Source organism: Flavobacterium cucumis (assembly GCF_900148835.1).
Classification (GTDB): Bacteria; Bacteroidota; Bacteroidia; order Flavobacteriales; family Flavobacteriaceae; genus Flavobacterium; species Flavobacterium cucumis.
Genome location: NZ_FRYK01000001.1, coordinates 591,132 through 602,884, shown reverse-complemented (window position 1 = coordinate 602,884; position 11,753 = coordinate 591,132). Strand labels below are relative to the sequence as shown.

Genomic DNA, 11,753 nt, shown 5'->3' with positions numbered 1-11,753 from the left:
TCTTTATTATTTTACAATTGAAACTTTAGTACTGTCACTTAAGTTAATTTGACCACTTGTTACGACAACATCCCCATTGTTTAAACCGCTTAGGATTTCAACCTTGTCTCCAAAAACTCTTCCAGCTACTATTTTTTTCATAACAGCAACGTCTTTTTCAACAATGTAAACTTGGTTGCTACTAACACTTCCAACAAAAGCGCTTCTTGGAATTGTCATTAATTCGGGTTGTTTTCCTTCTGGCGCACCAAAAATTACAGAACCATACATACCCGCTTTGATTTCACTGTTAGGGTTATTGGTAATAGCCACTTCAATCGGAAAGTTTAAAGATGAATCTGCTTTTGAAGCAATAAATGTTACTTTTCCAGAAAAGTCTTTATCAGGTAAAACACTTGCTTTTACTTTAACAACCGAACCAATTTTCAATTGTGCCACTTGTCGCTCACTAACATTTACTTTTAATTTTAACGAACTAGTGTTTACAATCTCAAACATTTTAGTTGGAGGCATAGCGCTTAATATAGTTCCTACTTCTATGAATTTTTTATTGATAATCCCACTGAAAGGTGCTTTTACTCTTGTGTCCCCAACGTTTATGTTAGCTTGTGTTAATCTAGATTTAGCATTAATCATGTTAATTCTAGCTTGATCCAATTGTTGTTTAGTAACGCCTCCTGTTTTGTAAGCACTTTCAAAGCGATTATAATCATTTAAGGTATTTTGATAGTTGGCATTTGCTGTTTCAGCTTCAACATTTACAACATCTCCTCTGATAATTGCTAAGGTTTGACCTTTAGCTACTTTATCACCTTCTTTAACTAAGATTGAAATAACTTTTCCAGAACGTTCCGCCGCAAACTCCAGTTCTTGAGCAGGAGCAAAGTTCCCATTTGCAATGAAATTATCTTCGATAGGGTTTGTTGCGACTGTTGCTACTCGAACAGCGACACTGCTATTTTCTTGAGCTACAATGGCAGTATCTGCTTCATTTTGCTTTTTATTGTTTATAAGAGTTACTATTGTAGCTCCTACTAGTCCTACCCCTAAAACGATATAAATTATTTTTTTCATTTGATTATTGGTTTAATAAGTTTTTTAGTTCTCCTTTTGATTTTATAAATTGAATTTCAGCTAATTTGTATTCCAATATTGCATTGGTGTAATTGTTTTGTGCTTCCACCATAGCATTTTCTGCGTCTAATAAATCGGTTAAGGAAGCTAAGCCTTGTGTATAATTATTATTAGTGTTGTTTAAAACTTCTTGAGCTAGTTGTGCATTCTCTTTTTGATTATTTATGGTTATTAAACTATTTTCAAGTTGTTTTTTTGCATTATCAAATGCTAAATCTAATGCTAACTTCGTATCGTCAAGATCTACTTTTATGATATTTAAAGCATTGTTTGCCTGTCTAACCTTTGCTCTTGTTCCAAAGCCGGTGAATAATGGAATTCTTAGATTTAATCCAACAGATGCAAAATCCGACCAATAAACACCATCTGCTGGTTTTGCAAAAAGAGGCATTTCTGGACCTTGACCTATGTAATTATAACTTCCGCTTAATGAAAGCGTTGGGTAATAAGCTGCCTGCACCGCCTTTTTCTGATAGGTTAATAATTGTTCTTGTTTTTTTAATAACAAGTATTCGGTTCTACTTGTAACATCTGCCTTAGCAGACAAATCTTGAGGAGTAACTTCAAATGCATTGCTAGGAATAATGATTTTGTTTTCCATTGGCATTCCCATATAAAATTTCAAAGCATTTTCTTGTAGGGTAATGGCATTTAAAATTTGCTGGCGAAGTGAGTTGATATTATTAACTCGAACAGTAATACGATCAAAATCTATTTTTTTAGCTAATCCATTATCGAATTGTCCTTTGATGATGTCTTTAACTTTATTCGTGTTTTTTAAATTAGTGTCAACAACTATTAGTTTTTGTTGTTGTACATAAACTTGATAATAAGCGTTCGCAACACGTTCAATAACTTGTTCTTCTGTTAATTGCGCATTAATTTGATAAAATTCTCTTGTAGATTTTGCAGCTTTCAATCCAGTAAAAACTGATTGGTCAAACAAAGCTTGATTTAAAGAAACACCAGCAATTGAGTTCCATTTTTGTCCAAGAGGTGCTAAAATAGTAGTTCCTGGAGCTCCAAAAAAATCGCCTGGTAATGCATTTAATTGAAGTATAGGATTGTAGGTCATGCTACCATTAGCCGAAATTTGAGGTAAAGCTCTCGAACGTACCTCTTGAATTTTAAATTCGCTGTTTTCTACCTCTAATTTGGCCTTTTTTGCCTCCGCTTTATTTTCAAGTGCGAAAGAAATAGCATCTTTTAGTGTTAGTGGTACAAGATCTTGTGCATCCACTGACAAAGTAAAAGTTAATAAGGATATCAGAATTGTTTTCTTCATTGTTTATATTATTGGGTTTTTAAGATTTTTTTCTAGTTCAATTATTCCAGCCAAGGTTGCCATGGCTCTAATGTGGTATTCTAAAGCTTTTAGTTCTAATTCATGGGAGTCTTTTTCTAGTACTGTATTTTCGTTTATATTAAAAATCAGTGTATAATAAAATTTGACATAATTTTCAACATCTAAATTTTTTCTGTAGAGACCTTCTTTTATTCCTTTTGAAATATTCTTTCTAAAACATTCTTCACAAACCCCAATCTGTATGCTTAAAACATTCTCATATATATCTGGATAATGTTTTTTTAACTGATAAATAGGAGAAGACTCAGATGATTTAAACATTTCTCTAAACATTCTCTTTATTTCAAAGTTTTCTTCGATAGCGTTGTAGTTCTTTTCTGAAATCTTATCTAAAGTTGTTTGGATCTCTTTATGAACTGCCTGAATGCTTTCTTCTATTAACACATCTTTGTTGGAGAAATATTTATAAATGGTTTTTTTTGAAATACACATTTCGCAAGCAATATCGTCCATTGTAATGCTCTTAAAACCAAGTTTTAAAAACATTTCCTTTGCTTTACTAATTATTTTGTCTTTCATTATTTGTTAAATTCGGGGACAAATGTATGGTGGAAACTTTTAACACCAAAATAGTTTCCTTTGTTTTTACATAAATTTAACATTTGATATATTCGTCTCGTTTCAGAATATTAAAGTATTTTAGCAAAAAATTCAAGAAATGCATTCTATATCCTATTATCAAGAGAAAATGGCAAATCATTTTTCTCAAATAGTTGCCAATAAAGAACCAAAAAATCTTTACGAACCTGTACGATATATTTTATCACTTGGTGGAAAAAGAATGCGCCCAGTTCTAACCTTAATGGCAACAGAAGTTTTTAATGTAGGTTGTGAAAAAGCGATTCCTGCAGCTACTGCAGTTGAGGTCTTTCATAATTTCTCATTAATTCACGATGATATTATGGATGATGCGCCTTTAAGAAGAGGTAATCAAACGGTTCATGAAAAATGGGATTTGAATACCGGAATTTTATCGGGTGATGCGATGTTGATTTTAGCGTATCAATATTTTGAAAATTATGAGCCAAAAATATTCCAAGAATTAGCAAAATTATTCAGTAAAACTGCTTTAGAAGTTTGTGAAGGCCAACAGTATGATGTTGATTTTGAAACACGTGACGATGTTACAATCCCTGAGTATTTAAAAATGATTGAATATAAAACTGCTGTATTAGTGGGAGCCGCTATGAAAATGGGAGCTATTGTTGCAGAAACATCAGAAGATAATGCAAATTTAATTTATGATTTTGGATTAAATTTAGGCATTGCTTTCCAATTACAAGACGATTATTTAGATGCTTTTGGAGATCCAGAAACCTTTGGGAAACAAGTTGGGGGAGACATTATTGAAAATAAAAAAACGTATTTATATTTGAAAGCAATGGAGTTTGCTAATGAAGAAGATAAAAAACAATTGTTGGATTTGTTTTCTATTCAACCTTCAGATAACAAAGATAAAATCGAATCCGTAAAGTCCATTTTTAATACTTCAGGAGCAAGTGAGGCAACTAAAAAAGCTATTCAAGAATATACTTTCAAAGCATTTGAAACTTTGGAAAAAATGGATGTTGAAAATGAAAAGAAAGCCATTTTAAAAGTTTTTGGAGAAAATTTGATGGGAAGAAACGTGTAATAATGTGTCAATTGTTCAATTCGACAATGTGTCAATAATAGTGTAAAAATGAATTTTATTAATCCTGTAGATATTGACACCTTAATTTCGCAAGCCGAAGAAGAAAATTTGTATTTCAAATTGATTGAACAAGTAAATAAAGATTTTGCTTTGGCGAATGAATCTTTAGATGTGCCATCAAGTATTTTTCCGTTCGAGTTTAAGAATTTAATGCAAGAGAAAATCTACAAACTCATTCAATACAAATTTGCTGAATATTTGAATTTACTCTACATCATCGATGTGCCAGAAGAACAAATCAAAAAGTTAGATGGTTCTGATTTGGTAGAATTATCGGAACAGGTTACTTTTTTGGTATTAAAACGTGAGTGGCAAAAAGTGTGGTTTAGAAACCGAATGTAACTTTTAACATTACATATCTTTCAATTAGATTGTGTGATGACCTATTATTTGAAAAGTTTGTAACACTACTCATAAAAAACATTTTATTATTTGTTAGATTTTTCCCAACTAAAGAATAAGTGATTTTTTTATTTTTTGAGATGTAATTTATTTCAGATTCTAAGAAAAAATAATTGTTGTTTTCCTTCAGACTCGGAGAAATAAAGTTTCCAATTATATTTACATTTAAATGTTCATTCTTTTTAAATATAATTTTTGTTTGATTTGATAAACTCTGAAAATTATTTGTTAAATTTTCTTTGATGATTTTGAAATTATTGTTTACAAATGAAGTTTTATTTTCAACAACTAATATTTTTTTTATTCCTCGTCTAGCAGTGAAGTTTAAAAATAGATTTTCATTTTTTATTTCTCTAATTTCAGAATTATTAATGATGTTGTTATCAAATGAAAGATTGAAGTTTGAGTTCAATTGAAATGTTGTTCTAAAGGGATGAAAGTAAGTTTCTCCAGTAATAGATAATCCATAATCTTTATTCCCAAAATTTCCATAAAAACGATTAAATATTGTTATGTCTTGATTGATAATAGTGTTGTAAAAATAATTATTTGGGCGATAGTTATGACTTAGGTTTATACTTAATTGCGTTAGGTTAAAAAAGTCGTTATAGTTATATGTTAGGCTGTATGAATGCGTTTTAAGGTATTCTAAAGAAAGTTCATTAGAAATAAAACCGCGATAACTTGTTTGAACCACTCCAGTAAAAGTTTTGTCTTCATCAGGAAGCATCTGATTATAATCATAACTAAAAGTTGTGCTGTTTTTTTTGTCAAATCTGTATTTTAAAGCTAGTTTAGGTGTAAAAAAAAGGTTGTTATTTTCTTCTTTTAACGAACTTTCTTTAAAATAAATAGAATTGTAAATAGCATTAATACCTAATTTAATAGAATATTTTTCTGTATTAAATACTAGTACAGGATTTATATTGAAATTAGTGATTTTATATAAATTATTATTAACAAAATCATTATTTAAAATTTGATTTGATTCGTCAAGTAATTTTGAATTTAATCGGTTTTCGTTAGTAAAAAAACTTGAATGAACACCATATTTAAATTTGTTTTTACTTAAGTAATAAGATGCATTTACATTAAAGTAATCTTTTGAAAATTCACTGTTTTGTTGAAAAGCTATTAAATTATTGAAGCGGTCTATTGTTGTTCCTGGATTAGTTAAAAGTGTTTGTGGACTTTTACTACTTACGTGATGCAAAGATGAAACTAAGGCTTTGTTTTCAGAAATTTTATAAGTTGAATTAATAAATTGATTCAAATTGAAGTTTTCTGAATCTACATTATTGTTCTGTAATAATGTATTGTTAATACTCGAATCGTTAAAATTTGTTTTATTGTAGAATAACTTTCCTAAATATTCCCAATGGAGATTCTTTTTTTCTTTGTTTGAAAACTGAGCTTTTAAATCGTATAACTGTGGTGTTTTAATTTGATTATTGGTTTCATTAACTTCAAAAGTTTCATTTTCTAAAGTAATTACCGAATTACTTTTGTTTATCCTTTGGAGTTTATCATCATAAAAACCAAAGTTTAGTCTTAAATTAGAACTTTTGTTAACTTTATATAGAAAATTTAAACTGCTATACAAATTATTGTTTAATCGGTGAAAGCTATTATCTATTTCAGAATTAAAATTACCTTCATTAATTAAAGATTGTGTATTTAAGTTTTTGTTTTTTAAGTTTTCGAGCGATAATACTTGAGAATCAAAATCATATGGGGTGTTATTTTGACCTACATTATTGTAAGAAGCAATTCCAAAGCCTTTGATTTTACTGTTTACTAAAATACCTGTAAGATTACCGTAATAACGATTTTCAACTCCATAACCTAGGGTTGTATTTCCTGAAAAGTCTGTTTTCCCTTTTTTAAGCAAAAGATTTAAAGCAACTTCATCAGATTCTCTAATTCCTTTTAAAAGGCTGTTTTCTTCAAATTTTTCTATCCCTTGTACTTTGTCTATCATGTCAACATTTATGTTTTTGCTTCCTATAGTGTAGTTAGCATCAAATAAATCATCACCATCTAAAAGCATTTTTTTTATGGGCTTACCTTTAAATTTTATTTCACCATTATCTTCAACTTTTATACCAGGTAATTTTTTTAATAAGTCTTCAATAATTCTTTCGCTGCCATCTTTAAAGTTTTCAGGGTTGTATACGAGCGTATCTTTTTTAGTTACAATTGGTATCTTTTTTTCTACAATAACTTCTTTAAGTTTAGTAACTCTTCCGCTTAATTTTATGTCAATAATAATTTCATTATTTTTACTAACATAATCTTTTAAAGGGATTGTTTTTGGTTCATGTGTTAAATTAGTTACTTCTAAAAAAAGAATTTCTTCGTTATCTTTCAAAACGATTTTGTAAAAACCTCTTTCATTAGTCGACGTATATTGCTTAATGGTGTTGTTGTTGTCTTTTAGTAATACATTAGCAAAAGGTACCGTTCCAATTGAATCTGAAACGGTGCCTTTTATTTTTATTTGAGCTGTTAGATAAAAACTAAAAAACGTAGAAATTAACAATAAGACTTTTCTAATCCACATAATATTCAAAAAATCCTTTACTCATAGGTCTTGTTTCTCCTTTTTCATTAACTACTTTAAATAAAGATTCTTCATATTTTTCTTGATATAGTTTTTTATACTCTTGGTAGCTAATGTTTTTCAATCTAGAGTCAAAATATGGAATAGAATATTGCTTTTCACTATTTAAATTTATTTGAATTACTTCAATTTTTATAGTTGCTATGTCATCTTCAGAATAAACTTCTAGGATTAGACCTGGTAAGCCATAAAATTTATATGGGCCGTCATTAATTGGGATATCATTCGTAAAATAAACCTCAAATTTTCTACCCCTAAAAATAGTTGTTGCTTTTTGACAATCATATCCTAAAACTGTTTTCTTTTCAGATCCTAACTTCCATTCAAATGAATCTAAAGAGTCATTTATATTAAAAAACTTAAACCGAATATGGTCTCTATATAAAATAGTATTACTTGTCCGATTTTTATAATATACATTATTATTAGTCATAGAATGTAGGTTTTCTCGGGCGTCACTATTTTCAATAAAGTTTTCTCTACTTCTTTTAAAATCCTCTTCATAAAAAGACAATTCATTATTACCATCTAAATATGTTTTTAATTTAGTTTTAAAGTTAATACGATTGTCTGTTTGTTCCATCTCATAAACAATTGAATAACTTTGAGAATACAAAAATTGGCTAAATAAAAAAATAGATATTATAATTTTCATTTTATTGTTAAATAAGATAAAAAAGGGTTATCCTTATTAAATTAGAAATAACCCTTAAATTCGTTAATCAGCTGATTTTAAAATTTGTGGATTTCTTTTGCTTAGCCTTCTCGCAGCTTCAATACAATTTGGTGAAGAATTTAAATTATCACCGTTAGGTGTATTACTACAATATTCTTCTTGGTCATAGTACTGTCCGTTATAGGTTAGTGTAGCTGTACAACAATAAACCATAGTTTCGTTTTTCTCTTTTGAATTCTCTTTTTTCTCTTTTGACTTCTCTTTTTCTGTATTTCCAGCAAAAGCCTCAGATGTAATTAAAGACAATACTAAAATAAAAATTAATTTTTTCATAAAAAATGTTTTTAAGTTATAAGTCAAAATTAATGAGGAGAGATATATGTTGCAAGGATAAACATGTTAAATGTTTGTTAAACTAAAAGAATAGTCTTACAAAAGGCATAAACGCTTCTGCGTAAATATTGTCTCTATCGCGATGAAGAATGTTGTAGCGAATGCCTAAAGTTACATTTTCATTTCGATAACCAGCTCCTAAAAATAAAGCGGTATTCCAAAAATTTTGTGAGGCGCTTTCAATGCCATTTTCAAAAGTTCTATTTACTCTGAGTTGTTCTAATTCTGTTGAGATTTGAAACTCAGTTAATGGATTAAACAATGCAATTATACTTCCACCATACATATTAGCATTGTAAAAATTACGTTGTTTTACATAGTTATATTGTGTTCCAAGTCCCAATGCTACGTAGTCGTTGAAATTGTAAATCGCACTAGGAGCTATCATGATATCAGTATATCCGCTCCCAAACCCTAGTCCTAATCCACCACCAAATTGTATACGGTTCCAAAAATCACTTTTTGTTTTATTTTCAGTATTTTCTTGTGCATAAATTTCAGCATTGAAACTAATTAAAATCATTAAACTTAATAAAAATGTTAAATTTTTTACGAAATTCTTTTTCATAAATCCATTTTAAAAAAATTAATGTTATAAAAGTATAAAAATCCTTGAAAGATTATCATAAAATGTTTTACTTTTGCGTAAATTTTTAATTAAAAGGTCTTTTAGACAACACACTATGGATAGGTTTTCCTTTTTAAACGCTGCACATACGGCTTTTTTTGCCGATTTATACGAACAATATTTACAAAACCCAGATAGCGTAGAGCCAAGCTGGAGAAGTTTTTTTCAAGGATTTGATTTCGCGCAAGCCAATTACGGTTCAGATGAAGTTGCACAGCAAATTGCTTATGTAGCTTCGAGTGATTCGGGCGAAATTTCTGAGAAAATGCAAAAAGAGTTCAATGTTCTGAAATTAATTGAAGGATATAGAACACGGGGTCATTTATTCACCAAAACAAATCCAGTTAGAGATAGAAGACTTCACGGACCTTCTTTGGCTTTGGAAAATTTTGGTTTATCTCAAGCGGATTTAAATACCGTTTTTGATGCGGCCAAAATGGTTAATATGAAGCCAAGTTCGTTGGCTGATATTATTAAACATTTAGAAAATGTATATTGTCAGTCAATCGGAGTAGAGTTCATGTATATTCGAGATCCAAAAGTACAAGATTGGATTAAAAATCGTTTAGACATCAACGACAACCAGCCTAGTTTTTCAGCTGACCAAAAGAAGCACATTCTTAAGAAATTAAACGAAGCGGTTTCTTTCGAAAACTTCTTGCATACCAAATATGTAGGTCAAAAACGTTTCTCATTAGAAGGTTGTGAGGCTGCAATTCCAGCATTAGATGCTTTAATTGAAGGGGCTGCTGATAGAGGTGTAGAACAATTCGTAATGGGAATGGCACATAGAGGTCGTTTGAACGTTCTAGCTAACATTTTTGGCAAAAACACACAAAATATTTTCTCTGAATTTGACGGAAAAGACTATGACGAAGACGCGAACTTTGATGGTGATGTAAAATATCACTTAGGGTTAACTTCAGATAGAGTAACGGATTCAGGTAAAAAAATCAACTTAAATTTAGCTCCAAATCCTTCGCACTTAGAAACAGTAGGTGCTGTTATTGAAGGTATCACAAGAGCAAAACAAGACAGATATTTTGCTGACGATTTTTCAAAAGTATTACCAATTGCTGTTCACGGTGATGCCGCTGTAGCTGGTCAAGGTATTGTGTATGAAATTATTCAAATGGCGAAATTAGATGGTTATAAAACAGGTGGAACAATTCACTTAGTAATTAATAATCAAGTAGGATTTACAACGAATTATTTAGATGCGCGTTCGTCCACGTATTGTACGGATATCGCTAAAGTGACTTTGTCGCCAGTTTTACACGTTAATGCAGATGATGCAGAAGCGGTGGTACATGCAATGTTGTTTGCTTTAGATTACCGTATGGAGTTTGGTGGAGACGTTTTCATCGATTTGTTAGGATACAGAAAATACGGTCACAACGAAGGTGATGAACCTCGTTTTACCCAACCAATTCTATATAAAGCCATTTCAAAGCACAAAAACCCAAGAGATTTATATGCTGACAAGTTACTTCAGGAAAATATTATTTCGGCTGGTTTTGTTAAAGAAATGGAAGAAGCTTACAAAGCAAAATTAGATGAGAATCTAGAAGCATCTCGTAAGAAAGATTTAACAGTAATTACACCTTTCATGGAGAATGAATGGGAAGGTTACAAACAAGTTTCGGATGATGTAATGCTACAAAAATTCGATACCAAATTTGACAAAAATCAATTAGCAGAAATTGCTAAAACGATCACTGAACTTCCTGCTGACAAGAAATTCATAAGCAAGATTACGAAGTTAATTGGTGATAGAAAGAATATGGTTGAAACCAATAAATTAGATTGGGCTATGGGCGAATTATTAGCTTATGGTTCCTTACTAAAAGAAGGTTTTGATGTGCGTATTTCAGGGCAAGATGTTGAGCGTGGAACATTCTCACACCGTCATGCAGTTGTTAAAGTTGAAGATTCGGAAGAAGAAGTAATTCTTTTAGACAAAATAAAAGATAAAAAAGGAAACTTTTATATCTACAACTCACACCTTTCAGAATATGGAGTTTTAGGTTTTGAATACGGCTATGCGTTAGCATCGCCAAAAACTTTAGTAATTTGGGAAGCACAGTTTGGAGATTTCTCCAACGGAGCTCAAATCATGATTGACCAATACATTTCGGCAGGTGAAGATAAGTGGAACAACCAAAATGGATTGGTAATGTTATTGCCTCACGGGTATGAAAACCAAGGAGCTGAGCATTCATCAGCACGCATGGAACGTTACTTACAATTATGTGCAAAACACAATATGTACATTGCAGATGTAACTACGCCAGCCAACTTCTTCCACTTGATGAGAAGACAATTAAAAACAGAATTCCGTAAGCCATTAGTAGTATTCTCACCTAAGAGTTTATTACGTCATCCGGATGTAGTGTCTTCAATGGATGATTTAGCTAACGGACAATTCCAAGAGGTATTAGATGATCCAAATGCAACAGACAAAAAAGGGATTAAAACGTTGGTTTTCTGTACAGGTAAATTCTATTATGATATCATTGCAAAACGTGCTGAATTAGGTAGAAATGATGTGGCGGTAGTTCGTTTAGAGCAATTATTCCCATTAGCAGTTGATCAAATCAAAGCGATTATCGACAGTTATCCAAATGTGGATGATTACGTTTGGGCACAAGAAGAGCCTAAAAACATGGGAGCTTATGGTTATATGTTGATGAATTTTGATTTAGTAAAATTAAGATTAGCGTCACCAAAAGCATACAGTGCACCAGCAGCGGGAAGTTATGAGCGTTCTAAAAAACGTCATGCTAACGCAATCGCAATGGTTTTTGATAAAAAATTATTTCAATAAAAATAAAAAAC

Annotated in this window: 10 protein-coding genes; 3 read left to right on the top strand and 7 right to left on the bottom strand. The window is 30.6% G+C overall.

What is annotated here, in order from left to right; translation table 11 throughout:
• Nucleotides 1-6 precede the first annotated feature (6 nt).
• Genes BUE95_RS02860 through BUE95_RS02850 form a run of 3 tightly spaced genes read right to left on the bottom strand, consistent with a single transcriptional unit; the run spans nucleotide 7 to nucleotide 3,019 of the window.
• Nucleotides 7-1,074, bottom strand: coding sequence for an efflux RND transporter periplasmic adaptor subunit (locus BUE95_RS02860; protein ID WP_073581217.1), 1,068 nt, complete (start codon nucleotides 1,072-1,074; stop codon nucleotides 7-9).
• 4 nt (nucleotides 1,075-1,078) lie between these two features.
• Nucleotides 1,079-2,419: a TolC family protein gene (locus BUE95_RS02855; protein WP_073581215.1), complete on the bottom strand. Its 1,341-nt coding sequence runs from the start codon at nucleotides 2,417-2,419 to the stop codon at nucleotides 1,079-1,081.
• 3 nt (nucleotides 2,420-2,422) lie between these two features.
• On the bottom strand, nucleotides 2,423-3,019 hold the full coding sequence (locus BUE95_RS02850; protein WP_073581213.1) for a TetR/AcrR family transcriptional regulator: 597 nt from the start codon (nucleotides 3,017-3,019) through the stop codon (nucleotides 2,423-2,425).
• A 139-nt stretch (nucleotides 3,020-3,158) separates the two neighbouring features.
• Between BUE95_RS02850 and BUE95_RS02845 the strand changes: the two genes are divergently transcribed.
• A complete protein-coding gene (locus BUE95_RS02845; RefSeq protein ID WP_073581211.1) occupies nucleotides 3,159-4,133 on the top strand; it encodes a polyprenyl synthetase family protein in 975 nt (324 codons plus the stop codon).
• Between the two features lie 48 nt (nucleotides 4,134-4,181).
• The gene (locus BUE95_RS02840) at nucleotides 4,182-4,535 is read left to right on the top strand and encodes a hypothetical protein (RefSeq protein ID WP_073581209.1); all 354 of its coding nucleotides are present in this window, start codon (nucleotides 4,182-4,184) and stop codon (nucleotides 4,533-4,535) included.
• On the opposite strand, the gene BUE95_RS02835 is transcribed toward BUE95_RS02840, so the two are convergent.
• The 4 genes from BUE95_RS02835 to BUE95_RS02820 form a co-directional block, all read right to left on the bottom strand.
• The gene (locus BUE95_RS02835; protein ID WP_073581207.1) at nucleotides 4,519-7,158 is read right to left on the bottom strand and encodes a peptidase associated domain and porin domain-containing protein; all 2,640 of its coding nucleotides are present in this window, start codon (nucleotides 7,156-7,158) and stop codon (nucleotides 4,519-4,521) included. The two genes, BUE95_RS02840 and BUE95_RS02835, sit on opposite strands and share 17 nt — an antisense overlap.
• Nucleotides 7,148-7,873, bottom strand: coding sequence for a GLPGLI family protein (locus BUE95_RS02830; RefSeq protein ID WP_073581205.1), 726 nt, complete (start codon nucleotides 7,871-7,873; stop codon nucleotides 7,148-7,150). The genes BUE95_RS02835 and BUE95_RS02830 overlap by 11 nt, the downstream gene beginning before the upstream one ends.
• A 63-nt stretch (nucleotides 7,874-7,936) precedes the next feature.
• Nucleotides 7,937-8,227 carry a hypothetical protein gene (locus BUE95_RS02825; RefSeq protein WP_073581203.1) on the bottom strand — a complete coding sequence of 97 codons (291 nt, stop codon included), beginning with the start codon at nucleotides 8,225-8,227 and terminating at the stop codon, nucleotides 7,937-7,939.
• Between the two features lie 82 nt (nucleotides 8,228-8,309).
• The gene (locus BUE95_RS02820; RefSeq protein ID WP_073581201.1) at nucleotides 8,310-8,855 is read right to left on the bottom strand and encodes a hypothetical protein; all 546 of its coding nucleotides are present in this window, start codon (nucleotides 8,853-8,855) and stop codon (nucleotides 8,310-8,312) included.
• Between the two features lie 115 nt (nucleotides 8,856-8,970).
• Between BUE95_RS02820 and BUE95_RS02815 the strand changes: the two genes are divergently transcribed.
• Nucleotides 8,971-11,742 carry a 2-oxoglutarate dehydrogenase E1 component gene (locus BUE95_RS02815; RefSeq protein ID WP_073581199.1) on the top strand — a complete coding sequence of 924 codons (2,772 nt, stop codon included), beginning with the start codon at nucleotides 8,971-8,973 and terminating at the stop codon, nucleotides 11,740-11,742.
• Nucleotides 11,743-11,753 lie beyond the last annotated feature (11 nt).

Bases quoted from the DNA above. Each gene is read 5' to 3' on its own strand.
- BUE95_RS02860 (WP_073581217.1), bottom strand. From the start codon at position 1,074: ATGAAAAAAATAATTTATATCGTTTTAGGGGTAGGACTAGTAGGAGCT.
- BUE95_RS02855 (WP_073581215.1), bottom strand. From the start codon at position 2,419: ATGAAGAAAACAATTCTGATATCCTTATTAACTTTTACTTTGTCAGTG.
- BUE95_RS02850 (WP_073581213.1), bottom strand. From the start codon at position 3,019: ATGAAAGACAAAATAATTAGTAAAGCAAAGGAAATGTTTTTAAAACTT.
- BUE95_RS02845 (WP_073581211.1), top strand. From the start codon at position 3,159: ATGCATTCTATATCCTATTATCAAGAGAAAATGGCAAATCATTTTTCT.
- BUE95_RS02840 (WP_073581209.1), top strand. From the start codon at position 4,182: ATGAATTTTATTAATCCTGTAGATATTGACACCTTAATTTCGCAAGCC.
- BUE95_RS02835 (WP_073581207.1), bottom strand. From the start codon at position 7,158: ATGTGGATTAGAAAAGTCTTATTGTTAATTTCTACGTTTTTTAGTTTT.
- BUE95_RS02830 (WP_073581205.1), bottom strand. From the start codon at position 7,873: ATGAAAATTATAATATCTATTTTTTTATTTAGCCAATTTTTGTATTCT.
- BUE95_RS02825 (WP_073581203.1), bottom strand. From the start codon at position 8,227: ATGAAAAAATTAATTTTTATTTTAGTATTGTCTTTAATTACATCTGAG.
- BUE95_RS02820 (WP_073581201.1), bottom strand. From the start codon at position 8,855: ATGAAAAAGAATTTCGTAAAAAATTTAACATTTTTATTAAGTTTAATG.
- BUE95_RS02815 (WP_073581199.1), top strand. From the start codon at position 8,971: ATGGATAGGTTTTCCTTTTTAAACGCTGCACATACGGCTTTTTTTGCC.